This window comes from Micromonospora sp. CPCC 206061 (assembly GCF_036906915.1).
Lineage (GTDB): Bacteria > Actinomycetota > Actinomycetes > Mycobacteriales > Micromonosporaceae > Phytohabitans.
On the sequence record NZ_JBAKHX010000044.1, the window covers coordinates 36,998 to 61,940 of the forward strand.

The window sequence follows — 24,943 nt, forward strand, 5'->3', positions numbered from 1 at the left end:
TTCAAGCCGGTGTCGGCGGCCACGCGGGCATCGCGGAAGCCAGCCTCCTCGAACAGCCGGATCCGGCGCGCGGACCCGCCCAAGCTGCCGAGGCCATACGCGCCGAGGAGTGTTTCGTCGAAGCGCCGTGACGGCGCAACGTGCGGCTACCGCGGCGCCAACCGGCTGCCGACGTCAGCGGCGCGTAAGCCGGATGCCAGGGACGCCTCCTACGCTCGGCGGAACCCGTAGACCGCCCACCTGGGAGTCCGATGACATCACGATCCGTCCGCCGGTGCGCCATAGTCGCCGTGTCGTTGACCGCGCTGACAGCCGCACTGGTCGGGACGCTGCCCGCGGCCAATGCGGCAAATGTCCCGGTCGCGCGGGCGCAGGATGGCGCCGAAGGCTGTCCACCGGTACCGGCCAACCAGAACCCCGCCGACCCGACGTTCTACGACTTCGTCAGCACGTACCGCTCCGCCTGTGCGGACCGGAGAAACTGGGACCGCAGCTTCGCTGACGCGACCGTCTCGACGGTCGTCGACGGGCGGGTGCGGCTTTCCGTCACCGCCTCGTCGGCGCTGGCCGGCGCGGTCGCCTCGCTGAAGGTCGGCGGCAAGGAATACATCGCCAGCGGCGGGCACGGCGCCGCCATGCAGTACGCGTTCCACGCCTGGCACGCCGGCACGCAGGCGACCGAGTGCTACAACCCGACCCAGGCGGGCAGCCGCCTTGACGACGTCGGGCACGAGCCGCCCTTCCACGGCCCGAGCACCAGCGCGCTGTATCGACTGACCGGCACCGGCGCCACGATCCGGACCGCGGCGCGACCGGCCATGTACATGGAGCGGACCGACCCGACCCTGGGCTGGAACTCCTGCCGGGCCGCCGACCACCAGCCAGACCGGCTGCCCTACTCGGCCGGCCTGTCCCCGTACTGGTTGAGCACCGAGGTGCGACTGGCGCCGGACCATGGGCTCGCCGGGCTGGAGAACGTGATCAAGCTCGCCGCGGTGCTGGACTCCGAGGACGACCTGCACGAGCATTTCAACGCTGTCCTCGTGGCGTACCTGCAACGCGACTTCACCGCCACCTACACCTACGATCCGGCGACGCGCACGCTGCGTGAGTTCTCCGGTGACCTGGCCACCCTCCTGCCGTCGATCCGGTGCACGGCCGACGGGGCGTACTGCCTAGGAATGTACTTTCCGGCCGCCGACCTGCCAGGTGCCTACTACTACACCATGACCCGCGCGCCGTTTGCGTACAACGCGTACCTCGGTGAACACACCGTCCAGATGACCGCTCCCACGTCACGGGTCGGCGCGGGCGGGACGACGCGGCTGCGCTACGACACCTACCTCGTGGTCGGTGACCTGGCCCGAGCGGCGGACACGCTCGCCGAGGTGCATCGACAGGTCGGAGGGCCGGGCACCACGTGACCCGGAAAGCGCCTGGAACGAGTGGCGCGAGGGCGGCTCCGTGCGGCTTCGGCCTTCGCGACAGCGCGATGTAAGGCTCGTGAAAGCGGCCGGCGCTAGTGTTCCGTCGCCATATGGAAGAACGAGGTGGAACATGAAAACCTTCTCGGTCGAACCGCCCTCGGCCCCCGCCTGACAGCCAGCGTCCCGGGCTGCCGCTGCCGGTAGCCCGGGACGCCGCCCGGATCAGGTGCCGTCGGGTGTCCAGTGCGGGTTCCGGCCCAGGTAGCGCAGCAGGGCGGAGGCCGGGTCGTCGTCTGCCTGAACCGGCAGCGCGGGAGCATACGCGAAGCCGCGCAGCGGTTCGGCCGTGGCGCGAGCGGCCGGCAGCAACTGCTCGGCCAGTGCGGCGGTCAGCGGTGTCGGCTGCCCGGTCGCGACGGCGACGTCCCAGGCGTGGACAGCGGCGTCGAGAGCACAGGTGGCGGCCGCGAGTGCCGGCGCCATCTCCGGCATGGGCGGCAGCGGTGTGCTCACCGACGCCGCGCTCGGGTCGACACCGGCCCAGGCGCCGGAGGCCGCCTCGATCGCTTTCGCGATCGTGTTCTCGACGCCGCCGTCGAGCTGGCGCGGCGGATTGAACGGATCGTAGGACGGTAACGAGCCGGATCCGACCGTGGACGCCCAGGCGTGCTGGTCGCCGGCGGCGTGGAACAGCACCTGCGCCACAGTCCATGCCGAGCACGGGGTCGGATCGTCGAGCCGGTCGGTGTCGACAGCGACGGTAGTGACGTGGCGCAGTGCGTCGAGGGCGGTGGTGAGTACGGTGAATGTCACGAGCGGTTCCTTCCAGTGGGTTCTTACCGGCCCTACGGCCGGACGGTCATGCCAGTGCGGCGAAGAACTGTCGGATGTCCTCGACGAGCAGGTCGGACGCGTCGTGCGCGGCCCAGTGCCCGCCGCGGTCGTAGGTGTTCCAGGCGACGATATTGCTGTGGTCGCGGTCGGCGAACTTGCGGATGGCCTGGAAGTCCCAGGCGAACGCGGCCAGGCCGATCGGCACGGATGTGGGCCCGGTGGGCTCGGCGGTCTGGGCGGCGCGGTGGTTCTCGTAGTAGAACCGGGCGGACGACGCGGCCGTGTTGGTGAACCAGTACAGCGCCGCGTTGGTCAGGATGTCCTCGGGGCTGAGCGCGGTGCCGAACAACTGCCCGCTCCAGGCCAGCTGCCCGGCCGGCGAGTCCGCCAGGGCGTGCGCCAGGGTCTGTGGTTGGGCTTGCTGGGACCGGTCGTGGATGGCGTGCTCGACGAACGACTGCCCGAACTGCAGAGCGCCGAACTCCTGTTCGGTCAGTCCGTCGAACTCGCCGGCGTCGCCGCGCGGGAAGGAGAAGATCTGCGTGACGTGCACGCCGACGACGTGCTCACGGTCCAGCTCGCCGAGGATCGGCGAGACGATCGCTCCGGCGTCGTTGCCGTGCACACCGTAGCGGTCGTAGCCCAGCCGGCGCATCAGCTCCGCCCACGCGGCGGCGGTCCGCCACGCGCTCCAGCCGTGCTCGCGCGTGGGGCCGGAGAAGGTGAACCCGGGCAGCGACGGGATGACCACGTGGAAGGCCTGGGCGCCCGGACGGCCGTGCGCGGCCGGATCGGTCAGCGGTCCCACCAGCCCCAGGTACTCCACGAAGCTGTTGGGCCACCCGTGCGTCAGGATGAGCGGGATGGCGTCCGGCTGAGCGGAAGGCACGTGGACGAAGTGGATACGCTGGCCGTCGATCTCGGTGGTGAACTGGGGGTACTCGTTCAGCTCGGCCTCCCGTGCCCGCCAGTCGAACGACGTGCGCCAGCGCTCCACCAGATCCCGGACGTAAGAGACCGGGACGCCGTACTCCCACCCCTGTGGGGTCGGTGTGCCCGCGCCGCCGGCGATGACCTCCTTCTCGGGCAGCTCGTCCGCCCATCGGGTGCGGGCCAGCCGATCGGCCAGGTCGTCAAGGTCCGCTTGCGGTATCGCGATGCGAAACGGGGTGATGGTGGAACCATGCACGGCAGTCGCCTCCAAGTGAACATGTTTGGCCTGCGTAAACGCTCACAGAGCCGAAGGGCGCGCGGTAGTGTCTGGCGCACGAACCCGCCCGCGCACAATGCACGGCCGGCCGTGCAGATTGCACATCGGTCGAGGAGGGATCGTGCCCGTGTTTCCGGTCGGCGGTAGGCCGGTACGGCTCGCGACGATCCCGATCGTGCTGTGTGTCGTGATCTACTCCGCGTACCGCATCACGAACGTCGTTCCCTGGGGCGGCTACGACCCGGGTTTCGATCTCGCCGAGCGGGTGCTGGGCGCCGGCGTCATCGTGGCGCTCGGCGCCGTGCAGATCCTGTTCGCGTTCCGCCGTCCGTCCCGTTCCCGCGCTGGCGCGCTGCTGGCGGTGCAGGCGCTGCTGGCCTTTGGGCCCTACTTCGTGTTCGGCGGTATCTGGGACCCGCCGGCGGCATTCGTCATCGCCGCCGTGCTCCTCACCTTCACCGGCTGGTTCTCCTGGGTGTTTGCGGCTCTGGTGGTGCTCGGCGACGTGGCCGTCCGGGTCGCGGTCGATCCGGGCCTGGTGGACGCCGATGGCAGCGGTCTGACCGTGCGCGCGGCCTATACCGCCATCGCGGCGACCGCCAACGGGTTGCTGCTGTTCGGCATGTCCCGTCTGAGTGCGCTGGTCCGGGATCTGCACGCCGCGCGAACCGCCAGTGCCTCGCTGGAGGTGGCGCGCGAGCGGCTGCGTATCGCCCGCCGCCTGCAGGACGTGGTGGGCGGGCGGTTGGCGTCCATCATCGCGACGTGCCGGAGCACCGGCGGCGAGGCCAGCCAGAACCGCGAGCGGGCCCGGGCGGTGGCCGCCGGGGCCCGGGAGGCGCTGGCCCAGGTCCGGACGGTCGCCGACGACTACCGCGACCGCTCGCTGGCCGGCGAGGTCGCCGCCGCCCACACCGTGCTCACGGCCACCGGCGTCGAGGTGATCGTCGGGTCCGTGCCGGACCGGCTGCCCAGGCCGGTCGATGCCCTACTCGGGACGATCCTGCGGCGCGTGGTGGTCGACGCGCTGCGAGGGGTACCACCGCGGCGCTGCCGGATCGAGCTGGACGGCTCAGCGCGGATGTGCGTGAGCTTCACCGGCGGCGAACCCGGCGCGCTGGCTCTCGATGGCTTCGCCGAGGAGGTCGAGCAGCTCGGGGGCCGGCTCCGGGTCGGGCCCGGTCCGGGCACCATGGGCGGAGTCGACGTGCGGATACCGGTCCAGCCGCACCGTTCGAGCGGCGCACGCGGCCCGCGACCGGTATCCGCCGCGCCATGGCTGGCATGGGGCATCATGGCCGTACTCGAAGTGGATCTCCTCGTCACCACCCTCGCGCGAGCGAGCGGAGGATGGGACTTTTACGACCCCCTCTCCATGCCGCGGCTGGCCTGCGTCCTTGCGCTGATCGTGCCGCTGAGCCTGCTGCAACTGCACCATGTCCGGCCGCGCGCCGGCAACGCGCCGCCACGGTGGCGGTGGACGCTGACCCTGCAGATCCTGCTCGTCTGCTCGATCGCGGCCATCGGGAGCCCCACCGTTCCGGCACCCGAGTACGCGGGTCCAGTCGGCGGTGTTGTGCTCTTCCACGTACGCCGGCCGTGGGCCTGGGCCGTCGCTAGCGGGTTGGTTCTGGGCACAGCGCTCGTGGAGCTGCACAGATTCGGAGTCGATTTCCTCGACAATCCGCCGCAGGCTCTGCTCTGGACGCTCCTGTCCGTGCCCTGGGCATTCCTCGCCATGGTCGCGGTCGCCGCGCTGTGCCGCCTCCCGGTCGCGGCCGAGCAGCTGGTCGCCGCCCGCCGAGAGCTGGCCCGACTCGCGGTGCTGCGCGAACGGCTCCGGATCGCCCGCGACACCCATGACCTGCTCGGCTTTCAGCTCTCCGCGATCGCGCTCAAGGCCGAGCTCGGCGGGCGGTTGGCCGGGACCGATCCTGATGCGGCGCGTATCCAACTGGCCGAGGCTGACCAGGTCGCCGAGGAGGCGCTGAACTCTCTGCGGTCGATCACCGCGGAGCCGACCGGGCTCTCGTTCACCGAGGAGGTGGAGAGCGCACGCTCGATGCTCGCCGCCGCCGGAACCCGCGTCGCGGTCGAGCTGCGCGCCACGCCCGGGCCTTCTGTCGAATCGCCGCTCGCGATCGTCCTGCGCGAGGCCGTCACCAACGTCGTACGCCACGCCCGCGCCACGACCTGCGAGATCGAGACCAGCCCGATGCCCGGCGGCATCCGGCTGCGGGTCACCAACGACGGCGTCCAATCCGGTAGGCCGGACGTGACGGCAGGCAACGGATTGGCCAACCTCCTGACGCGGGTCCGCGAGGCTGGCGGCCGATTGAGCATCGACCGGCAGCGCGACCGGTTCACCCTCGTCGCCGAGATCCGCACCGCCGGGGCCGAGGTGAGGTTGTCCAGCGCTACGGTGGCCGTCGCCGTCTAACTCACAGCCAGCCGGCCTCGCTGGCGATCCGGATCGCGTCGACGCGGTTGCGGGCACCCAGCTTGGTGACCGCCGCGGCGAGGTAGTTGCGCACCGTGCCGTACGACAGACCCAGCCGGGTCGCGACCTCGGTCGGTTCGGCACCGGACGCGGTCAGCCGCAGCACGTCACACTCGCGTTCGGTCAGGGGGTTTCCGGCGACGTCCAGCGCCGCGAACGCCAGCTGCGGATCGAGGATCCGACCGCCCGCGGCAATTGTGCGCACCGCCTCGACCAGTTCCTCCGGGGCGGCGTCCTTTCCCATGAAGCCGGCCACCTTGGCCGCCAACGCGCGGCGCAGCGTACCCGGACGGGCGACGCCGGTAAGAATCAACGTCCTGCAGTCTGGCAGCCACTGGTGTAGTTGGGCGGCCGCGCTGATCCCGTCGAGCCCGGGCAGCTCGATGTCGATCACCGCCACGTCGGGGCGTACCCGCAGCGCGGTCGTGACGATCGCGTCGCCAGCCTCGACCGCACCGACCACTTCGATGTCGTCGGCGAGGCGCAGCACTCCGACCAGTGCATCCCGCAGCATGCGCACATCCTCGGCCAGCAGCACCCGAATCACGCCCGCTTCACTTCCTATTCGATCATGGCGGGTACGCGGGGCGCGGAGTCTCCGCGGCGGTACCAGCGGGCGCAGCATACGTGCGCCCGCTTTCACCTCGCTGACGCGTTACTCACGCCGCGCCGGCCCCCAGCGTGGTGGACCCGGCACCGCTCAGGACACGTTGGACGCTTGTGTTACGCCCCGCCGTTGACGGTGATGGCCTGACCGGTGATGCCGGTGTTCGCCGCCGAGCCGAGGTAGACGACCGCGCCCGCGACCTCATCGGCGTCCAGCAGCCGGCCCAGCGCGGCCAGCGAGCCGTACTGCTCGCCGGCCGCCTCGACGATCTGCGCGTTGGTGTCGGTGCGCGTGAGACCGGGCAGAACCACATTGGACAGAATGTCGCCGTCCCGGCCGAGCGAGCGCGCGGCCGAACGGCTGAAACCGTGCAGCGCGGCCTTCGCCGCGGCGTAGTACTCCCCGCCCGCCATGCCGTCAGCGGCGATAGTCGAGGAGATGTGTACCAGCCGGCCGAAGCGGCTTTCCCGCATGATCGGTGCGACCGCCCGGGACAGCCGCAGTGCGCCTTCGACATTGGCCCGCAGCGTCGCTACCCATTCGGTGTCCGGCACCCGCTCGAACGGGCCCTCGGGCGCCCCGGTACTGCCCCAGACAACCGCGTTGTTGACCAGCACGTCCAGTCGCCCGGTCCACTCCAGTGCGGCCGACACCAGCGCCGCCGCGTCCTGCTCCTTGCTCATGTCGTACCGGATGACCAGCGCCCGGTCGCCGACCTCGGCGGCGACCTTCTCCGCCTCCGCGGACGACGTCGAGTATGTGAGCACGACGCTGGCGCCCTCGGCGGCGAATCCGCGCGCGATGGCGCGGCCGATCCCGCCCGAGGCTCCGGTGACGACGACCGTACGACCTTCAAGTCCCATGTCCATGCACCCCACGCTGCCGGTGCGCAGCCCGCGTAGGGAGGCCGCCGTTAGAGTGGCCTTCCCAGGGCCACGCTATGCGTCGCCGCGCCCGGGTAGCGTGGAGTGGCGATGAGCGACAACGAGTTGGGTACGTATCTGCGTGAACGCCGGGAAGCCCTCACGCCGTCCGCGGTGGGGCTGCCGGCCGGGTCCCGTCGCCGCACGCCCGGCCTACGCCGAGCCGAGCTGGCGACTCTCGCCGGGATCAGTGTGGAGTACCTCACGCGGCTCGAACAGGGCCGCGATCGGCACCCGTCGAGCCAGGTGCTCGGTGCCCTCGCCGACGCGCTCCACCTCACCACCAGCGAGCGTGTCCGGATGCGTGTCCTGGCCAAGGCGGCCGACGGCGCGTTCCCCTGCCACGAGGTTCAGCCGCCGGCCGTGACGGTCCGCCCGACGGTGCGTGCGCTGCTCGACAGGCTCGAGCCCACCCCGGCATATGTGGTGAATCGGCTGGGTGACGTGCTGGCGTTCACCACCGGGTACGAGCGGCTCGCCGGCCCGCTCGGGCTGCTGGACGAAGATCCGCCCAACCTGATCCGGTTCGCCTTCACGGATGAACGGGCCCGCTCGACGTACCCGGAATGGGAGCTTGTCGCGGACGCCCGCGCCGCCGCGCTGAAGGCGGAGTTCGGCCCCGCTGACCCGCACGTTCGCGAGCTCATCGACGAGCTGACGGTCACCGCGGGAGCGGCGTTCAGCGACCGGTACCGGCGGGTCACCGGCGGCGAGCCGCGCAGCGGCGTGGAGCGGCTGCACCACCCGACGGCCGGCGAGCTGCGGCTGGCGTACGAGAGCCTGGCACTGCCAGACGCCGACCAGCAGCAGCTCGTTACCTACCTGCCTGCCGACGACGCAACCGCGGCGGCGCTGGGCCGACTCGCTGGCCGGCGGTCCGGCGCCCTGCGCGTGGCGTAGACGTCAGCCGCGTGCCGCCTGCTCATGCCGCTGGTTCTTGGGTGACACCTCGACGCCCGACGCTCACGAAGCGAGCGTGACCTCGACCAGTTCAGACCAGCTCGTCTCCGTGCCCTCGCGAGTCGCCTCGGCAAACCCCGCGTCGCCGAGGCTGCTCCGAGCGGCCCGCTCGATCCGGGCCGCGTCCGGGTGGGAGCGATCGGGCAGTCCGCGCACGCCGGCGCTCGCCGCGAGCAGCCGCGCGGCCCGCTCGTACTGGTCTTGGCGCAGCGCCAGGTCCGCGACACCGACGAGTACCTGCGCGGTCAGGGGCGCGTGCCCCGCCTCGGCCGCCGCCTGGTAGGCCGCCGCACGGTGAGTACGGGCCTCGTTGAGATCGTAGGCAAGGTAGCCGAGCAGGTCGTGTGTTATCGCGCGGATGTTCGCTTGTTTCGCTTCGTCGCCCAGGATGGTCGTCGCGACGCCGAGTTGCTGCTGTGCCTCCTCGGCGTTGCCGTTCCAGCGAGCGAGTGCCGCCTTCGACAGGGCCAGCACAACCAGCGTGCCCGGCCAGGTGGCCCGTTCCGCGCATCGTTGCGCCTCGGCCATGGCAGCCGCGCTGGCGTCCTTGTCGCCCAGCAGCCAGTACAGCTGAGCCTGTCGCGACCGCAGCCCGATGACGTCCTCGATGGCACCGACCTCGGTGACGACCGCGATCGCCTCTTCGTAGTGCTCGCACGCGCCGGCGAACTCGCCGCGCGTGGCGATTCGTTCCGCCAGTTCGGTCAGGGCGAACGAGATCCCCCACCGTTCGCCGAGCGCCCGGAACTCGGCAAGCGCCGTCTCGAGATACGCGTCCGCATCCAGCCCGCCCTGGCCGAGCATGATCCGCATCTTGCCGAGATGCAGCCGGGTCAGCGCCCGTACCCAGGGGTCCTTGTCGTCCAGCAATGGTTCCCAAGCGGACAACGCGTCCGGCGTCTGCAACATGCGTTCCAGCGGGACGACCAGCACCAGGGCCGGGTGATGGTGCTGACTGCGCTGGCTGAGCCGGTACGCCTTGTGGATCCACTCCGCCGCCACGTGCACGTCGCCCAGCCCGGAGCTCACGAACGTCGAGATGAGGGCGTACACCCAGGCCCGGACGTCATCGGTCACCTCGCCGGGAACGGTGGTGGCCGCGGTGAGCAGCTCGTTGCCCTCAGCCTTGCGCCCGCTCAGCCACCAGTACCAGCCGGCGGCGGCCGCGAGTCGCATCGCTGCCTGCGCCTCGCCCGCGGCGATCGCGCCACGCACCGCGGCGCCGATGTTGTCGTGCTCGGCCTCGAGCGTGGCTAGCCAGTGCAATTGCTCGGCGCGGCGCAGCTGCGGCTCGGCGGTCTCGGCGAGTTCGGTGAAGTAGGCGAGATGCGCATGGCGCGCCAGGTCCGATTCGCTGGCTTCCGCGAGCCGGTGCGCGGCGTACTCCTTGATCGTGCCGAGCATCCGGTATCGCGGTGCGCCGTCGCCCTCGGGAAGCAGCAGCGACTTCTCGGCCAGAGCGGTGAGCAGCTCCAGCACCTGCTCCTGCTCGACCGCGTCGCCAGCACAGACCCGCTCGGACGCTTCCAGGCTCGCCCCGCCCGAAAACACCGAGAGCCTGCGCAGGACCACCCGTTCGGCGTCGGTCAGCAACTCCCAGCTCCAGTCAACCACCGCGCGCAGCGTCCGGTGCCGCGGCAACGCGGTGCGGCTCCCCCCGGTCAGCAGCCGGAACCGGTCATCGAGCCGGTTGGCCAGCTGATCGAGGGACATGGTGCGCAACCTGGCCGCGGCCAGCTCGATCGCCAGCGGCATCCCGTCCAGCGCCCGGCAGATCCGCACCATCGTCGACAACGCGTGAGCGTCGACCGCGAGATCCTTGCGCACCGCGCCCCCCCGGTCCCGCAGCAACCGGACGGCCGGCGCGGACGCGATCTCGCCCGGGCCGGCGTCGCCCTCCGGCAAGGCCAGCGGCTCGACCAGCCACAGCGCCTCACCGGTGATGCCGAGCGGTTCTCTGCTCGTCGCCAGGATCCGCAGCCGCCGGCACTCCCCGAGCAGGCGATCGGCCAACTTTGCCGCCGACTCGATCACGTGTTCACAGTTGTCCAGAATCAGCAGCGTCTCCCGCTCGCGGATCGCGGCGATGAGTCGCTCCGTCGGCTCCGCGTTCGAGCCCTCGCCGAGCAGAGCGTCCCGCAGGCCGAGCCCGGCTAGCGTCGCCTGCGCCACGTCACCGTCCGCGCCGATGGGCGCGAGCTCCACCAGCCAGGCCCCGTCCGGCAGGTCGCCGAGCAATGCGCGCGCGGTCTCCATGGCCAGCCTGGTCTTCCCCGAGCCGCCCGGCCCGATCAGGGTGGTCAGCCGATGTTCGGCGACGAGTTCGCGGACCACAGCGGCATCAGCGTCCCTGCCGACGAAGCTGGTCAGCTCGGCACGCAGGTTGGTGCTGCGCTCCTGCTCCCGCCGCCCCACCTCACCCCGCAGTAGCGCGACGTGCAGCGCGGACAACTCCGGTGAGGGGTCGACGCCCAGCGCGTCGGCCAGCGCCTCTCTCGTCCGCTCGTACACCACCAACGCCTCGTTGCCGCGACCGGCCGCCACGAGGGCACGCATCAGCGCGGCGACAAGCCGTTCCCGCACCGGGTGCGCGGCCACCAGGTCGGTCAGCTCGGTGACCAGCTCCGCACCGTGGCCAAGGCTGATCTCCGCATCGAACCGATCCTCCATGGCTGTCAGGCGCAGCCTCTCGAGCCGGGTGACCGCCGCGTTGAACGCCGCACTGTCCGGCAGACCGACGTCCTGCATGGCCGCACCGCGCCACAGTGCGAGGGCCTCGCGCAGCTGCCGTAACCGCCCTGAAGAGTCGTCATTGCGCACCTGGCCCGCGGTGATGAGGCGTTCGAACCGCACGGCGTCCACGGCCTGGGGCTCAACCGCCAACCGGTAGCCGTCCGTCTGCCCCTCGATCGATCCCTCCGGCAGTGCCTTGCGCAGCCGGGAGACCAAGCGGTGCAGGGCATTCGTCGCGTCGGCGGGCGGGTGTTCACCCCAGATCCAGTCGACGAGGCTTGCCTTTGGGACCACGCGACCAGGCTCGAGGGCGAGGGCGATCAACAGCCCGCGCAGTCGCGCGCCCGGCACGTCGACGAGGACGCCGTCGTCCGTGCGAACCTCGAACGATCCGAGCATCCCGATCTGCACCGGGCAGATTGTGCCATGTGCGATGCGGCGGGCATCAAAATTGCTGACGCCTGCACCCCGGCCCAGCGCCGAAAGTCGCCGACATGGTCCGCAGAGAGTTGGCCCAGTTCGCGTGGCGTTACCCACCAGACGCGGGAGTAGCATGCCAGCTAGCCGCGCGGCGACGAATGCGCGGCTCGTCGAGCCTGTAGCGCCTCCGCGTCGGGGGTCGCGTCTCGGCCCGGGCCCAGCCCCCGCCCACTCGCCACGCATTCGCGTATGTAGTTGGGCCGGAGGAAGCAATGCTCACTTCATTCTCCCCTGTGACCGCGTCCGAACTGGGTGCGTTCAGCAGCGACGGTGCGACACCAACACCATGGGCAACGGCATGCGCAGGGCTGCGGGACGCTCCGCTGTACTGGTTGTCGACGGTCCGTCCGGACGGGCGCCCGCACGTCACTCCCGTGTTGGGGTGTGGCTGGAAGCGGCAGCGTACTTCAGCACCGGGCCGACCGAGCGCAAGGCCAGAAACAATTGGGGTTCGGTCATCTCGCTGGAGCTCGGCCGGGTCGCGCCGGATCACATGATCGGCGCGCATGTCTGCCAGGCCTGGTCGCCGCCCCCGGACGACGATCCAGCCTGGCTGGCTGGCCTCTCGCCGCGGGACGAGGCGGCGCTGGAAGCCTTTCAGCGGTACGCGGCCGACGAAGCGTCGTACGGTGCGGTGCACGGCCAGCAGCCCCAGACCCTCGCGCACGCGCTCTCCGACTCCCCCGTCGGGCCTTCGCCGAACACCAGCACACCAACATCATTTCCTGGAACCACCACGACCGCGGCGGGCACTACGCCGCCCACGACGCACCCGATCTGCTCGTCGGCGACATCCGCCAACTCTTCGCGAAGCTCCACTCAGATGCCGGCGAAGACGGCGGCACCGTGTGAGCTGTCAGCTGACCCGGCTGGATCGGTGGTCGGTGGTGGTGAGGTCGAGGCGGATCGGCAGCCGCGGGGTGTCGAGTGCCTGTCGAGCGTGAGTTAGTGCTTCGGTCTCGATGCGGTGACGCAGCCGCGCCAGGTCGGCGTCTTCGGTCGTGCGGACGGTGACGTCGAGGCTTGGGGCGGTGGGTGTGCCGGATACCCGGACCCGGGCGTCGTGTACACCTCGGTAGGTCTCCAGCTCGGTCGCGAGCGCGTCGCTCAGCGCGCCTGAGCGCAGGGTGGTGCGTCCCGCGGAGCGGTCACCGGGGATGACGATGTCCGCGGCGCGGGGGGCGGGGCTGAGCACGGCGATGAGCCAGCGCAGCGCCAGCAGGGCGAGGATGGCGGCGGTCAGTGCCGTGACGGGCCAGAACCAGGCGCTGTTGTCGCCGACGAACCTGGCGACGGGATTGTCCAGCAGGTTACGGCGGTCGAGGTCATCACCGAAGGCCTCGGCCCCGGCGAGGAGACCGGCGGCGCCGCCGGCGAACAGCAGCAGCCCGAGCAGCGCCAGTAGGGCGCGGTTGGTGCGGTCGGCGTGCATCAGCGCTCCTTAGGCGATACCCGCACGGAAAGCGCGGGCGGCTTCTCGAGCGTCAGGGAGTCCACGCGTTGCCGGGCGGCCACCGTCGTGGTGTCGCGTACCTCGGCGATGTGGGAGGGCTCGCTCATCGGTGTCCGGGCTCGGACCTGGATCCGGCGGCGGCGGATCTTGACCCTGGCGTCGGCGATCCCATCGACGCTGGTGACGGCGCTGCGGACGGCTCGGGTCAGGCCGCGGCGGCTGACGGCCGCGTCGGTGGCGGTGTCGTCGCTGTGCAGGGCCAACCGGTCGGGGCGGCGCGGCGCCAGCTGCGCCAGCAGCAGCGCCAGGCCGCCAAGGGCGAGCAGGCAACTGATGAGCCGCACCGGTGCCGCCCCCCAGGTGGTGCGCTGCGCCCACCGATAGAGGGCGGGCCAGTCCAGCATGGCCGGGCCGGCCCCAGCACGTTCGGCGATCACCTCGACCACGACTGTCACGCCGGCCACGATCACGGCCAGGCTCAGCACAAAGGCCATCAGGCGGTTGACGTTTCTCATGCCAGTGCCTCCTCGGCTACCGGACCCGGCCGGTCGGCGCGGCGTGGGTCACCAGGTCGGTGACGGTCACGCGCACCTCGGCGACGGTCAGCCCGGTCAGCGCGTGCACCCGCTCGCGCACGTGGCCACGGACCTGCTCGGTGACCTGCCGGATGGACATCGGCCATCGCACGCTGATCGTGACCTCGACGCGGGCGAGGGACCCGTCCACGTCGGCGGAGGCCTTCGGCGCGGTGGTCAGGCTGGTCTCGCGGATGCCCAGGTGCCCTGCGCCGGGTACGGCCCGGCCGAGTACCCGTGGGGTGGCGCCACCGGCGGCGGGCACTTCAAGCACCGCGCGCGAGGCCAGCTTCGCCACCACCGCGTCGCTGATGGTGATCGTTCCGGACGGTTCGTCGGTGTCTCGGGCGGTCGCCGGCGGCGTGGTCCCGGCCACGTCGTTGACCAGGCCGGTCGTCACCGCTCGCCCCGCCGGCCGGACAGGTACGGGGCCAGGTCGACGTCGCCGGCGAAGACCTTGGCTATGCCGAAACCGATCGCACCGAACACGGCCACGATCAACATTTGACTGAAGCTGCCGAAGGCCAGGGCAAAGCCCAGTGTCATACCGACTGCGGTACCAGAGAGTTTTCCGATCATGTCAGCTCACATCCAGACTGCCGGAGCAGTTGTCGGTGTCGATCAATAGCACGGCGCTCAGTGCACCCTTGGTGGGCCGCGCCGGCCGCGCAGAGCCCGCCAGATCCGCACCATGATCGGCCGGCGGGCGATGACCACCACCCGGACGCGATCGGCGTTGCGCTCGCCGGGCCCGACCCGGTCCAGGTGCGCTAGGCCGATGATGAAGGCGGCCGGGTCGCCGCCCCGGTCGGGATGGTGGGTTCGGATGAATTGTCGTCGACGCGCCCGGTGTAGGCGTTCGGCCTCGTCCACGAACCCCGCCTTTCCGGCGCCGACCTGGCACCAGAGGTGGTTGCTGGCGCGGCTGACAGGGGCGGTGGATCCGCCACGTCGGCCCACACGATGTCGATTCGCCTGCCCCCGGCGAGGGGCCTGAGCGCGGCCCGGATCTGCGCCGACAGGTCGGACACGGCCGCACCCCACCGCGCCCGCACCTGCACCGCGACGGCCCACCGGTCGACCCGTACCCCCTCGACGCGGCGACCGGGCAGGTACGTGGCGATCAACTGCGGTGGACCTCCGTACAGGTCCAGCACGCCTGGGCAGCCGCGCACCGCGGTGGCCACGGCGTCGACGTCGACGCCGTCGACGACCGCGTCGCTGACCGCCGCCACGGGAATCGAACGGCTCACGACACCCGCGACTCGGGCTGGTCTTCTTCTGTACCGGGCAGGTACACGTCATCGACGCTGACGTTGACCTCCACCACGCTCAGGCTGGTCATCCGCTCGATTGACTGCTTGACGTTGCGCTGGATGGAGCGACCCACCTCGGCGATGCTCACGCCGTACTCCACGACGATCTGCAGGTCGACTGCGGCCTCGCTTTCGCCGACCTCGACGCCGACGCCCTGCGCCACGTTGGGGCCGGCGCTGCCCGGGATCCGCTCCCGCAGCGCGTTGAACGCCCGGGTGCCGCTGGTGCCCATCGCGTGCACGCCGGCCACCTCCCGGCATGCCACGCCGGCGATCTTCTGCACCACGCCTTCCGCGACGCTGATCCTGCCTTCCTCGGTGTTCAGCCGGTCTTGCCGCGCCGGCATCGACTCCACGTTCCGGTTGGCACCGGAAACCGCCTTTTCGCCACTGGTCACAGCGGTCTGGGTCATCAGGAGGGCTCCTTCGCTGGGGATGACCAGCCAACGCGGTCATCGCTTTGTCGTTCGTACCCAGTTAGACACCGGCCCGGCGTGGACATCGCACAAATGCCCAAGATTCTTTCGAATTCGAGGTCTCAGCCCGTCCATTCGGGTAACTCGTAGCCCACCGATCCCACACCGACGCTCCGCGGGCGATCTGAGCGCGCGGCTGACAGCGGTGAGCAGAGCCGAGCCCACCAAGGGAGGGCACCGTGGACACCGTCGACGACGCCTACCTCGTTCGCCGGGCGCGAGACGGCTTCCTCGACGCCTACGAAGAACTGGTCGCGCGCCACGCTGCCCGCGCCTACCGGGTGGCGCTACGGATGCTGGGCAACCACCACGACGCGGAGGACGTCACACAGGAGGCCCTCATCGCCGCCTGGCAGGCGCTGCCGGCCTTCCGGAGCGACGCGGCGTTCTCCACCTGGCTCTACCGGATCGTGACCACCAGAAGCCTCAACCGCATCAACCGAACCAGGACCGCGTTTCCGCTCGACGCGCAGCCGGAACCGGCCGCGCGCAACGGTGGACCTCCCGAGCAGGTCGAACGCAGCGCCGCCGCCGACGCGGTCGCCCGCGCCATCACCACCCTGCCCGGTCCGCAGCGCGTCGCTCTCGTCCTTTACCAGTTCGAGGACCTCAGCTACGCCGACATCGCCGAGGTGACCGGCACCAGCGTCCCGGCCGTCCGTAGCCATCTTCACCGCGCACGGCGCACACTGGCCTCACTGCTGCAGGATTGGAGGTGAGCACGATGACCGCCGGAACACCGCAAACCACACCGCCCGACGGCCCTCTTGATCTGACGCAGCGGCAGGTGCCCTGCGGGATCGACGTCGACAACCTCCTCGAGCAGGTCGCCGAGGGCCGGGCGGCCGAGCGCGACGAGCACCAGACTCACTGCCCCCACTGCCAGGCGGCACTCATCGAGCTCGCCGACGTGTGGGCTCCCGTCCGGCAACTGGCCGAGCAGCCGGTCACGACCCCAACCGGCATCCTCGCCGCCGTCATGCGTCACATCGACCGGCTCACCCACGACATGTGGTACACCCTGCGCCAGGCCGACGCCGGTGCGATCAAGGTGGCCGCCAGGGTCATCGCGATCATCGCCCGCCAGGCCGCGCTTCGGGTCCCCGGGGTCCGCATCGCCTTCGGACGCAGCACCGCCACGGCCCGCGCCGCCGAAGCCGACACCCGCCAGCATCGCCACCCGCACGCCGCCGCCGGCGTCATGGGCGGCACCGCAGTCGTCGATCTCGCACTCACCGTCACCCACGGACAGTCGATCGACCACCTCGCCCGCCAGGTTCAACGCCGCGTCATCGCCGACCTGCGCGACACTCTCGACCTCCAGCATGTCACCGTCAACATCACCGTCGACGACGTCCTACCCCCGCCTACCGGGGACCGTGAAGAACGTAGAGGCCGAGGATCATCGTCGACACGGAGACGAACTTGAGCGGCTGCGAAAGCGTGCTCAGGGCGAAGTAGACCCGCAGAGTCCCGAGCGCCAGGACGGCGTTGACGAGGCCGGTCGTCGACACGATGTCGGCGGCGCCCGCTGTGTCGGCCAGATACCACAGGTACCCGAGCTGACCGCCGCAGGCGAACTCCGCCCCCAGAAGGCCATCCGGCGCCCGGCGCAGGACCAGCGCCGTGCCGACGGAGATCAGCAGGAAAACGAGCAGGGCCAGGATGACGCCGCGGCCCTCGGCGACCCGGCTCGCCAGCAGGCCGGCCAGCCCACCCAGGAGGTACTCCAGGCTGCTCTCGACCGTCAGCACCAGTAGGCCAGCCAGGGCGCCGGCGAACAGCACCTCCGGCACGAGACCGGCCCACAATGTGACGTCTGGGGCGACCGACTCGACAGTGGCGTACGTGAGGACGCTCATGGCCACGCACGCCAGAAGCCCCAGCGCCATCGGGACACCCGGCGGCAGGACCGCCCCGAAAGTGCCGCAGGCACTGGTGAACCGGCGATGCGAGAACCGCCGCGGAAAGCCGCCCAGCCGGCGGATCACGCCTTCGCCGAACGCGAACACGGTTACGCCCGCGGCCACCGATACGTGATAGCGCGAACGCAGCTCCATACCTGACGCCGCGACGACGACCGCGGTGTAGATGGCGGCGCGGATGCTCGCCGCCCGGAAGAACGCCCATGCCCAGTGCGGGTCCCACTCCCGCTTGCGGTTCACCTCCTCGAAGGTGCCGGTGTCCTGCTCGTCCAAGGCGTCCGGTTCCTGCCGGCGCGTGGGGTCCCCCGTACCCTCGGCCATCACTGGCGTCCGGGCAGAAACATGACCTCGGCGGTCGCGGCCGCACCGGTCGTCACCAGGTAGAGCACTGCTGGAGCGGGCAGGAAGACGCCCAGGGCCATCGCGCCGAAGAAGCGGAGCCACCCGGGCGGGAAGTTGCGCACGATCTGATGCCAGGCGCGTGCGGTGAGCGCCCACAGGAACGCCAGAAACCACGTTCGCTGGTGTGTCAGCCCGGTCTCCAGCGGCTCGATCCGCAGGAAGAGCACGACGAGCGCCACCGCTGCGAGACCGGCGAAGCGCACTGCCGTCGCCCACGCGAGTGCCTGGAGGCAACGGCCGCGCTCGCTGTTGAGCCGCGCGAACGCCGCTCCCCGCTCGGCGGGGGCGAGTGCGGCCGCCTCATCGTACTCCGGGCCCATCCGCACGAGCCGGCCGGCGGCGATCAGGCGCCTGGCGGTGAACGGTCTAATGAGGACGGCCGCCAGCACGGAGACGGCGAGGATCGCGAGGGCGTCGGGAGGCGCGAGATCGTACGCGTACACAAGCGCCACCACACCGAGCACCGGAGCCGACGCCTGCACGGCGAGGGCGAACACGTCCGCGTAGGTGAGCGGGGGAAACGGATGCGGTGTCGCCATCGTCAGCTCCGGCCGACGAATACGCCACCGGCCGGTGTCCTGCGCGCGATCAGCATCACGCCGGTGTTGGCTACGAGAACGGTGATGAGATACAGCACGAACGCCCCCGGGGTGAGCAGCGAAATCGCCAGTGCGATCACGATCCGGACCGCCATTCCGTCGGGTGCCCCGAAACGGATGAGCCGCACCAGGTAAAGCGCCATGAGGGCAAGCGGAATGACCGAATGCGCGACGGCCGCCCCGAATCCGTCCTCCTGAAGGGCCGAATAGGCGCTGCGCGCGAGATCGACCCGGCCGAGCGGCAGCTCGCCGCCGGTGTCCCGAAGCCGGAGCCACAGCGCCGTGTCCTGCTCCAGATAGCGGGGACCGCCGCCGTTGTCCGGGTCTAGCTGGGAAAAGCCCATCACCGTCACGAACACCAGGACCGCCGCTGACGCCTGGAGGAGGCCCCTGAACGCCTTCAGCGCGAGTAGAGGGCCGGTGAACACGTCCCTGAGCATGAACGCCCGGTCGAGCTGCCGATCGCCCGTCCGGTACCGCCGGGCGTGACGCATCCGCCGCGCCTCCTGCCGCACCTCCACTACGATCAGCGGCGCGAACAGCAGGCTTATCAACAGGGACGCGAGGACGATGGCGGACGTGTAGGACGGCCAGATTTCGAAGGCCCAGGCGAAAAGACCAGCCGTCAAGTCCACCGTTCAGAGTCTAGGGCGATCCACATTGGTACGCAGGTCGCCGTTGCGGACCTCCATCGCACCATCGGCCACACGTGGCCAGCTCGCCATCCGCCCGTCGGTGTGCTGCCACTGCGACAGGTCACCGCCGTCGAACAGCACCACCCGCTCCCCTGGCTTGCGTATCGAGATCAGGTCGAGGTTGACGTGGCCGGTGTCGGCGGCGTCCACCCGGTACTGGATCGCATGGTTGGGTCCGTTGCTGTAGCGGAGCCCGATGTCGTACTCGCCGGCTGAGGGTTTACCAGGCTTCCAAAACGTCGCCGTATCCCGGCCGCGAACGGATGGAACCGATCGGGTGGCTGGCGCGACCAGGTAGCGTGACACGGTCCGCAGTAGAGGAGCCCCTAACGGGCGGGAGCGCCTTGGACGATTTCGGCGCGGTGTATCGGACGCATTACGACGGCATGATCCGACTGGCGTACGTGATCACCGACAGCATGGCGACGGCCGAAGACATCGTGCAGGAGGCGTTCGTCGAGCTGTACCGGCGCTGGCCCACGGTCCGGGACCCGGAGAGCTGGTTACACACGGTGGTGGTCAACCGGTCCCGGTCGTGGTGGCGGCGCCTCGTGGTGGCCCGCCGGCACGTGGCCCGCGGCTCGCCGCCGGAGTCCTCGCCCTCGACGGAGGACGGCGCCGCCGTGCGCCAGGCGCTGCTGGCGCTCAACCGCCGCCAGCGCGCGGCGGTGTTCTTCCGCTTCTATCTCGACTTGCCCGAGGTGGCGATCGCCGAGGCGCTCGGCTGCCGCCCCGGCACGGTGAAATCCCTACTCCACCGCGCGCTCGCGACCCTGAGGGAGCACCTCGATGAAGACTGAGTCACAGGACGACCGGGACGAGCGGGTGCGAGCCGCCGTCCGGAGCCACATCGCCACACAGCCGGTACCCCCGCCCGACCTGACCCGGATCGTGGCCCGCGCGGAACGCGCGTTCCAGCCGCGACGGCGGTCCGGCTGGGTCGCTCAGGTAGCGGCAGCCGCAGTCGCCGTCGTGGTCTGCGGCACGGTGACCGCGGTGGCCGTGACGCGGCCGGAGTCCCGCAACGGCCTCGCGCCCGTAGTCTCGCCCGATCGCATCCCCGACTTCGCGCGGCTCGCCGGCCCCGAGGTGGTGTGGCCGGACGCGGTTCGTCGGCTGCCCTCGGAACTGCCAGACGGTTCGGCCTACCGGGTCGCGGACACCACGGACGGAGACGACCTGCTGGTCATCCCCGATGGTCGCGCGGCGGGCCCGCTGTTCCTCAACCCTGACACCGGAGCCGTGCGCGCCGTGGCCACCGCGTCGGTGACGGACGGCCTGAACGCGCCGCGGGTAACGACGGCTCGGGTCACCGACGACCGCGTGGTCTGGTTCCTGCAGGGCCGGCGAGAGGGCAACACGGTGCGCGAGGCCTGGTCGGTGCCACTGGCCGGCGGCGAGGCGCGCCGCCTGGCCGACCTGCCGGCCAGCGCCACCGCGGGGAGGGTGGTCCTGGCCGGTGACGCGATGATCTGGGAGCAGTACGGCCCCGGCCAGGGTCAGGACGACGTCGTGATCCGCCGGCTACCGCTGGCGGGCGGGCCGATCACCGACGTGCCGGGCTCGCGCGGCTACTGGCTCTCCACCGTCCCGGGGTGGATCACCTCCCAGTACCCCGGCACCCCCTTCGGCGAGCCGGAGCGCACCGGCACCCTGATCGAGGTCGCCACCGGTCAGCGGCTGAAGTGGAGCGCCAACGACGAGATGGAATCCACCGTCGCATGTGGACCCGCGTGGTGCACCGGCTGGACCGTCGGTGGCTTCGCCGCGCTCCAGGATCTCAACGGCGGTAACTATCTGGACCTGAGGGAGAGGGGCGGCCTCAACCCGAGCCTCGACGGGCGTCTCGCGATCGGCGGCATCGCCGAGCGCTGGGTCGTGTGGGATCGAGGCAGCGGCCGCGCGGCGACGATCGAGCGGGAGTCCCCCAGAGGTGGCACCGTCGGCGGATCCTTCTTCGACCGGTACGACTCGGATCCGCGGTCGCCGGTGCAGACCTGGCGGAGCCCGGACGGCGCGTTCATGATGCTGGACCTGAAACGGCTGTGGTGAGGCTCCCGCGCTCAGCGGCCACGTGTATACGTTGAGTGTATACACCATGATGTATAGTGCCCGTCATGTCGATTGGACAGACCTTCCTGGGGCTGCTCGAGTCCAGCCCCAGGCATGGATATGACCTCAAGCGCGCCTATGACGAGCGGTTCGGCCGGACCCGTCCCCTGCCCTACGGGCAGGTCTACGCGACCCTGTCCCGCCTGCTGAAAAGCGGCCTCGTTGAGGTGGACGGCATCGAGCCGGGCGAAGGGCCGGAGCGCAAGCGATACGCGATCACCTCCGCCGGCGTCACCGACGTCGGTCGCTGGCTGTCCCAGCCGGAGAAGCCCGAGCCGTACCTGCAGACCGTCCTCTACACCAAGGTGGTGCTGGCGCTGCTCACCGACCGGCCCGCCGCCGACCTGCTCGACACCCAGACCGCCGAACACCTGCGGCTGATGCGTGAACTGACCCGCCGCAAGGACGAGGGTGACCTCGCCGAACAGCTGATCTGCGACCACGCCCTGTTCCACCTGGAAGCCGACCTGCGCTGGCTGGAGCTGACAGCGGCCCGGCTGGACGAGCTGGCGCGAGAGGTGCGGTCCCGTGGCTGAACTGCTGGTCGCCGACGGCCTGCACAAGGCGTTCGGCGCGACGCCGGCGCTCGACGGAGCCTCGATGAGCGTCAACGCCGGTGAGGTGCTGGCCGTGATGGGCCCGTCCGGCTCGGGTAAGTCGACGCTGCTGCACTGCCTGGCCGGCATCGTGCGTCCCGACTCCGGCCAGGTGCGTTACGAGGGCCGCGAGCTCACCACGATGCCGGACCGCGAGCGCAGCGCGCTGCGACGGGGGCAGTTCGGCTTCGTGTTCCAGTTCGGCCAGCTCGTACCGGAGCTGACCTGCCTGGAAAACGTGGCCCTGCCGCTGCGGATGGAGCGGGTGCGCCGCCGTGAGGCCGAGCGCCGTGCCATGGAGTGGCTGGAGCGGCTGGAGGTGACTGACGTGGCCCGCAAGCGGCCGGGCGAGGTTTCCGGGGGCCAGGGCCAGCGGGTGGCCGTGGCGCGGGCCCTGGTGACCAAGCCGCGGGTGATCTTCGCGGACGAGCCGACCGGCTCGCTCGACTCGCTCAACGGCGAGCGGGTGATGCGCCTGCTGACCCGAGCCGCCCGGGAGTCGCACGCCGCCGTGGTGCTGGTGACCCACGAGGCGCGCGTCGCGTCGTACTCGGACCGGGAGGTCGTGGTTCGTGACGGCCGCGTCCGTGACCTAACGGGTGCCCGCCATGGGTGACCTGCTGCTGGGCGCGCGCCTGGCGATCGCCGGCGGGCGCGACGGGTGGACCCGCGCGTTGCTGGCCGCTGTCGCCATGGGCATCGGGGTGGCCGCGCTGCTGCTCGCGGCCGCCGTGCCCGGTGCGCTCGACGCCCGCCAGGCCCGGGTCGATGCTCGCGACTGGCAGTCCATCGGCGACCGCCCGCCCGCGGACAACACAGTGCTGGTGGCGCAACAGTTCGACGCGGCGTTTCGCGACCAGGCGGTGTACGCGGTCCTCCTGCGTGCGGAGGGGCCGCGGGCACCGGTCCCACCCGGCATCGCCCGGCTGCCCCAGCCCGGTGAGGTGGTCGTCTCCCCCGCGCTCCGTGCTCTGCTGGCCTCGAAGGACGCCGACCTGTTCGCACCGCGGCTGGGCGGCGCCCGCGTCGTCGGCACCATCGGCCCCGCTGGCCTGGCCGGCCCGCAGGAGCTGGCGTACTACCTCGGCAGCGACCAGCTGCGACCGGGCAACCATGAACGCATCACCGCGTTCGGGGAGTTCGGCACCGCCGAGTTCAGCCCGGTGCTCTCTCTGCTCATCGTGGTCATCTCGGTGGTACTCCTGCTGCCCATCGCGGTGCTCATCGGCACGGCCGTGCGCTTCGGCGGCGAGCGGCGCGACCGGCGCCTGGCCGCCCTGCGACTGGTCGGTGCCGACCAGCCCATGACCCGCCGGATAGCCGGCGGCGAGGCACTCGCCACCGCGCTGCTGTCCCTGGCGGCTGGCGTGGTCTTTTTCCTCCTCGGCCGCCAGGTCGCGCCGCTGGCAACCCTCTGGGACGTCAGCTTGTACGCCGCCGACCTGCGCCCCAGCCCGCTCCTCGCCCTCGCGGTAGCGGCGGCTGTGCCGGCCCTGGCGGTGACGGTGACCATGGTGGCGATGCGGAGTGTGGTGATCGAGCCGCTCGGCGTGTCACGCCGCGCCGGCACCACCCGCCGCCGGCTGTGGTGGCGGCTGATCCTGCCACTGCTTGGCCTCGCCGCGCTCTACCCACTGTTCGGCGACATCCGCTCCAGCACCGTCGACAACAGGTACCAGATCGCAGCCGGCGCCGTCCTGCTGCTGATCGGCGCGGTGGCCCTGCTGCCCTGGGTCATCGACCTGGTCGTGCGCCGCATCCGGGGTGGAGCGGTGCCCTGGCAGCTGGCGATCCGCCGCCTCCAGCACGACAGCGCCACCTCGGCCCGGATGGTCAATGGGATAGCGGTGGCCGTCGCCGGCACGATCGGGCTCCAGATGCTCTTCGCGGGCGTGGAGGGCGACTTCCGCACCGACACCGGCGCCGACACCTCGCGGGCCGACCTCGTCGCTGAGGTCAGAAACGTCGACGGGAGAGAACTCCCGCAGCGTCTGCGGGCCGTGCCGGGGGTCACCGCGGCGGCCGGCATCCTGGGCACGGTCGCCACCAAGGTCAATCAGCCAGACCAAATGGTCGGCGTCTTCGTGGCGGACTGCGCGGCGCTGGCCGAGGCCCTCGTGCTGGAACGCTGTGCGGACGGCGACGTGTTCACATCCGAACTCGGCCCGGGTGTCCCGGCCGATGTGCAGGTCGTCGCCGCAGGCGATCGGCTCCTGGTCGGCACGGAGCGGCAACTGCGGTGGACGGTGCCGGGCAGTGTTCGCGAGGTCCCCAGCCGCCGCGACGCCGGCGGCTTCAATCGCCAGGCAAGCCTGTTTCTCACCCCAGGCGCAGCCGACCTGTCCCGGTACGGGCCGGTGGAGGCCTGGGTGTCGCTGCGCATCGACCCTGGCGACTCCGACGTGGTCGAGCGGGTGCGCAACACGGTCGCGGCAACCGACCCGCTGGGCAACGTCTGGCGCCTGACTCGCACGGACGAGGCCAACCGGTTCGCCAACGTGCGGCGCGGGCTCTACATCGGCGCCGTGGTCACCCTTCTGCTGGTCGGCGCGAGCCTGCTCGTCGGCGTGCTGGAGCACCTGCGCGAGCGACGCCGGCTGCTGGCGATCCTGGTCGCCATGGGCACCCGCCGCGGCACGCTGCTGTGGTCGGTGGTGTGGCAGACGGTCGTGCCTGTGGTGCTGGGGCTGTCCCTGGCGGTCGGATTCGGCCTGGCACTCGGCGCGGTCCTGCTGCGCCTGGTGACCGTGCCGATCTCGGTCAGCTGGCCGGTGGTCGGCCTCTCGGTCGGGCTGGCGGCCGGGGTCATGGCCATTGTCACGCTGCTCAGCCTCCCTCCACTCTGGCGCCTGACCCGCCCCGACGGCTTACGTACCGAATGACGCCGTGAGCGCACCAAGCTGACCAGTTGAATGCCATGGGGCCCGCGGCGGTGACCCGCCGCGGGCTTCCGGCAGATCGTTCGCTGGTCAGTTGCGGGGCCAGACGCGGACCGGCACCTGAGGAAACGCGGTCGTCAGGAAGTGTTCGGTGACGCGGTCGCGAAGGAGGCAGTCCGGCCAGGTGTCGAGCACTTCGGGCAGTGTGCGGTGGCCGAGGGTGAGCTGGAGCAGAGCGCCG

General features: G+C 70.9%; 25 protein-coding genes and 1 pseudogene. 10 read left to right on the forward strand and 16 right to left on the reverse strand.

Annotation, left to right across the window (positions count from 1 at the left end; genetic code table 11):
- The first annotated feature begins 290 nt into the window (after window positions 1–290).
- On the forward strand, window positions 291–1,424 hold the full coding sequence (locus tag V6V89_RS25860) for a hypothetical protein (RefSeq protein ID WP_334621940.1): 1,134 nt from the start codon (window positions 291–293) through the stop codon (window positions 1,422–1,424).
- A 225-nt stretch (window positions 1,425–1,649) separates the two neighbouring features.
- Here the strand turns inward: V6V89_RS25860 and V6V89_RS25865 are convergent, their stop codons facing one another.
- Together V6V89_RS25865 and V6V89_RS25870 are read right to left on the reverse strand one after the other, a co-directional pair.
- Entirely contained in the window at window positions 1,650–2,240 is a 591-nt protein-coding gene (locus tag V6V89_RS25865; RefSeq protein WP_334621941.1) for a TIGR03086 family metal-binding protein, read from the reverse strand.
- Window positions 2,241–2,286: 46 nt separating this feature from the next.
- Window positions 2,287–3,450 (reverse strand): epoxide hydrolase family protein, encoded by a 1,164-nt coding sequence (locus V6V89_RS25870; protein WP_334621942.1) that lies wholly within the window; start codon window positions 3,448–3,450, stop codon window positions 2,287–2,289.
- A gap of 142 nt (window positions 3,451–3,592) precedes the next feature.
- Here V6V89_RS25870 and V6V89_RS25875 point away from each other — a divergent pair, with 142 nt between their 5' ends.
- Window positions 3,593–5,911, forward strand: coding sequence for a sensor histidine kinase (locus V6V89_RS25875; protein ID WP_334621943.1), 2,319 nt, complete (start codon window positions 3,593–3,595; stop codon window positions 5,909–5,911).
- Window position 5,912: 1 nt separating this feature from the next.
- Here V6V89_RS25875 and V6V89_RS25880 read toward each other — a convergent pair whose 3' ends face one another.
- Window positions 5,913–6,518, reverse strand: coding sequence for a response regulator transcription factor (locus tag V6V89_RS25880; RefSeq protein ID WP_334621944.1), 606 nt, complete (start codon window positions 6,516–6,518; stop codon window positions 5,913–5,915).
- 176 nt (window positions 6,519–6,694) lie between these two features.
- Window positions 6,695–7,447 carry an SDR family NAD(P)-dependent oxidoreductase gene (locus tag V6V89_RS25885; RefSeq protein WP_334621945.1) on the reverse strand — a complete coding sequence of 251 codons (753 nt, stop codon included), beginning with the start codon at window positions 7,445–7,447 and terminating at the stop codon, window positions 6,695–6,697.
- A 105-nt stretch (window positions 7,448–7,552) separates the two neighbouring features.
- Between V6V89_RS25885 and V6V89_RS25890 the strand changes: the two genes are divergently transcribed.
- A complete protein-coding gene (locus tag V6V89_RS25890; protein WP_334621946.1) occupies window positions 7,553–8,401 on the forward strand; it encodes a helix-turn-helix domain-containing protein in 849 nt (282 codons plus the stop codon).
- Between the two features lie 63 nt (window positions 8,402–8,464).
- Here V6V89_RS25890 and V6V89_RS25895 read toward each other — a convergent pair whose 3' ends face one another.
- The 7 genes from V6V89_RS25895 to V6V89_RS25925 form a co-directional block, all read right to left on the reverse strand.
- The gene (locus tag V6V89_RS25895; protein WP_334621947.1) at window positions 8,465–11,605 is read right to left on the reverse strand and encodes a BTAD domain-containing putative transcriptional regulator; all 3,141 of its coding nucleotides are present in this window, start codon (window positions 11,603–11,605) and stop codon (window positions 8,465–8,467) included.
- A gap of 666 nt (window positions 11,606–12,271) precedes the next feature.
- Complete coding sequence (locus V6V89_RS25900) at window positions 12,272–12,493, reverse strand: hypothetical protein (RefSeq protein WP_334621948.1); 222 nt, start codon at window positions 12,491–12,493, stop codon at window positions 12,272–12,274.
- Between the two features lie 37 nt (window positions 12,494–12,530).
- Window positions 12,531–13,106, reverse strand: coding sequence for an alkaline shock response membrane anchor protein AmaP (amaP, locus tag V6V89_RS25905; protein ID WP_334621949.1), 576 nt, complete (start codon window positions 13,104–13,106; stop codon window positions 12,531–12,533).
- Window positions 13,106–13,642 carry a DUF6286 domain-containing protein gene (locus V6V89_RS25910; protein ID WP_334621950.1) on the reverse strand — a complete coding sequence of 179 codons (537 nt, stop codon included), beginning with the start codon at window positions 13,640–13,642 and terminating at the stop codon, window positions 13,106–13,108. The genes amaP and V6V89_RS25910 overlap by 1 nt, the downstream gene beginning before the upstream one ends.
- A gap of 16 nt (window positions 13,643–13,658) precedes the next feature.
- A complete protein-coding gene (locus V6V89_RS25915) occupies window positions 13,659–14,102 on the reverse strand; it encodes an Asp23/Gls24 family envelope stress response protein (RefSeq protein ID WP_334621951.1) in 444 nt (147 codons plus the stop codon).
- Between the two features lie 370 nt (window positions 14,103–14,472).
- Window positions 14,473–14,955, reverse strand: coding sequence for a hypothetical protein (locus V6V89_RS25920; RefSeq protein ID WP_334621952.1), 483 nt, complete (start codon window positions 14,953–14,955; stop codon window positions 14,473–14,475).
- Entirely contained in the window at window positions 14,952–15,431 is a 480-nt protein-coding gene (locus V6V89_RS25925; protein ID WP_334621953.1) for an Asp23/Gls24 family envelope stress response protein, read from the reverse strand. Before V6V89_RS25925 ends, V6V89_RS25920 begins: the two co-directional genes overlap by 4 nt.
- Before the next feature lie 242 nt (window positions 15,432–15,673).
- On the opposite strand from V6V89_RS25925, the gene V6V89_RS25930 reads away from it, so the two are divergent.
- Window positions 15,674–16,213: an RNA polymerase sigma factor gene (locus V6V89_RS25930; RefSeq protein ID WP_334621954.1), complete on the forward strand. Its 540-nt coding sequence runs from the start codon at window positions 15,674–15,676 to the stop codon at window positions 16,211–16,213.
- 5 nt (window positions 16,214–16,218) lie between these two features.
- A complete protein-coding gene (locus V6V89_RS25935; RefSeq protein WP_334621955.1) occupies window positions 16,219–16,923 on the forward strand; it encodes an Asp23/Gls24 family envelope stress response protein in 705 nt (234 codons plus the stop codon).
- On the opposite strand, the gene V6V89_RS25940 is transcribed toward V6V89_RS25935, so the two are convergent.
- Genes V6V89_RS25940 through V6V89_RS25955 form a run of 4 tightly spaced genes read right to left on the reverse strand, consistent with a single transcriptional unit; the run spans window position 16,862 to window position 19,421 of the window.
- Window positions 16,862–17,740: a hypothetical protein gene (locus V6V89_RS25940; RefSeq protein WP_334621956.1), complete on the reverse strand. Its 879-nt coding sequence runs from the start codon at window positions 17,738–17,740 to the stop codon at window positions 16,862–16,864. The genes V6V89_RS25935 and V6V89_RS25940 overlap by 62 nt on opposite strands.
- Window positions 17,740–18,360: a hypothetical protein gene (locus V6V89_RS25945; protein WP_334621957.1), complete on the reverse strand. Its 621-nt coding sequence runs from the start codon at window positions 18,358–18,360 to the stop codon at window positions 17,740–17,742. The genes V6V89_RS25940 and V6V89_RS25945 overlap by 1 nt, the downstream gene beginning before the upstream one ends.
- 2 nt (window positions 18,361–18,362) lie before the next feature.
- The gene (locus V6V89_RS25950) at window positions 18,363–19,055 is read right to left on the reverse strand and encodes a hypothetical protein (RefSeq protein WP_334621958.1); all 693 of its coding nucleotides are present in this window, start codon (window positions 19,053–19,055) and stop codon (window positions 18,363–18,365) included.
- 3 nt (window positions 19,056–19,058) lie between these two features.
- Window positions 19,059–19,421 (reverse strand): hypothetical protein, encoded by a 363-nt coding sequence (locus tag V6V89_RS25955; protein ID WP_334621959.1) that lies wholly within the window; start codon window positions 19,419–19,421, stop codon window positions 19,059–19,061.
- A gap of 56 nt (window positions 19,422–19,477) precedes the next feature.
- Between V6V89_RS25955 and V6V89_RS25960 the strand changes: the two genes are divergently transcribed.
- The 5 genes from V6V89_RS25960 to V6V89_RS25980 all read left to right on the forward strand — a co-directional run bounded on the left by V6V89_RS25960 (window position 19,478) and on the right by V6V89_RS25980 (window position 24,705).
- Window positions 19,478–19,915, forward strand: coding sequence for a SigE family RNA polymerase sigma factor (locus tag V6V89_RS25960; RefSeq protein ID WP_334621964.1), 438 nt, complete (start codon window positions 19,478–19,480; stop codon window positions 19,913–19,915).
- Window positions 19,905–21,167, forward strand: coding sequence for a hypothetical protein (locus tag V6V89_RS25965; protein WP_334621960.1), 1,263 nt, complete (start codon window positions 19,905–19,907; stop codon window positions 21,165–21,167). Before V6V89_RS25960 ends, V6V89_RS25965 begins: the two co-directional genes overlap by 11 nt.
- A 65-nt stretch (window positions 21,168–21,232) precedes the next feature.
- Window positions 21,233–21,763 carry a PadR family transcriptional regulator gene (locus V6V89_RS25970; protein ID WP_334621961.1) on the forward strand — a complete coding sequence of 177 codons (531 nt, stop codon included), beginning with the start codon at window positions 21,233–21,235 and terminating at the stop codon, window positions 21,761–21,763.
- Entirely contained in the window at window positions 21,756–22,439 is a 684-nt protein-coding gene (locus V6V89_RS25975; protein WP_334621962.1) for an ABC transporter ATP-binding protein, read from the forward strand. The genes V6V89_RS25970 and V6V89_RS25975 overlap by 8 nt, the downstream gene beginning before the upstream one ends.
- A complete protein-coding gene (locus V6V89_RS25980) occupies window positions 22,432–24,705 on the forward strand; it encodes an ABC transporter permease (RefSeq protein WP_334621963.1) in 2,274 nt (757 codons plus the stop codon). Before V6V89_RS25975 ends, V6V89_RS25980 begins: the two co-directional genes overlap by 8 nt.
- A gap of 87 nt (window positions 24,706–24,792) precedes the next feature.
- On the opposite strand, the pseudogene V6V89_RS25985 reads toward V6V89_RS25980, so the two are convergent.
- Window positions 24,793–24,943, reverse strand: a pseudogene (locus tag V6V89_RS25985) (GNAT family N-acetyltransferase); the annotation flags it as partial.

What these genes read in the sequence shown, in the direction of transcription:
- V6V89_RS25885 (WP_334621945.1), bottom strand. Translation starts at nt 7,447, where the DNA reads ATGGACATGGGACTTGAAGGTCGTACGGTCGTCGTCACCGGAGCCTCG.
- V6V89_RS25890 (WP_334621946.1), top strand. Translation starts at nt 7,553, where the DNA reads ATGAGCGACAACGAGTTGGGTACGTATCTGCGTGAACGCCGGGAAGCC.
- amaP (WP_334621949.1), bottom strand. Translation starts at nt 13,106, where the DNA reads ATGCACGCCGACCGCACCAACCGCGCCCTACTGGCGCTGCTCGGGCTG.
- V6V89_RS25910 (WP_334621950.1), bottom strand. Translation starts at nt 13,642, where the DNA reads ATGAGAAACGTCAACCGCCTGATGGCCTTTGTGCTGAGCCTGGCCGTG.
- V6V89_RS25925 (WP_334621953.1), bottom strand. Translation starts at nt 15,431, where the DNA reads ATGACCCAGACCGCTGTGACCAGTGGCGAAAAGGCGGTTTCCGGTGCC.
- V6V89_RS25935 (WP_334621955.1), top strand. Translation starts at nt 16,219, where the DNA reads ATGACCGCCGGAACACCGCAAACCACACCGCCCGACGGCCCTCTTGAT.
- V6V89_RS25940 (WP_334621956.1), bottom strand. Translation starts at nt 17,740, where the DNA reads ATGGCCGAGGGTACGGGGGACCCCACGCGCCGGCAGGAACCGGACGCC.
- V6V89_RS25945 (WP_334621957.1), bottom strand. Translation starts at nt 18,360, where the DNA reads ATGGCGACACCGCATCCGTTTCCCCCGCTCACCTACGCGGACGTGTTC.
- V6V89_RS25965 (WP_334621960.1), top strand. Translation starts at nt 19,905, where the DNA reads ATGAAGACTGAGTCACAGGACGACCGGGACGAGCGGGTGCGAGCCGCC.
- V6V89_RS25970 (WP_334621961.1), top strand. Translation starts at nt 21,233, where the DNA reads ATGTCGATTGGACAGACCTTCCTGGGGCTGCTCGAGTCCAGCCCCAGG.
- V6V89_RS25980 (WP_334621963.1), top strand. Translation starts at nt 22,432, where the DNA reads ATGGGTGACCTGCTGCTGGGCGCGCGCCTGGCGATCGCCGGCGGGCGC.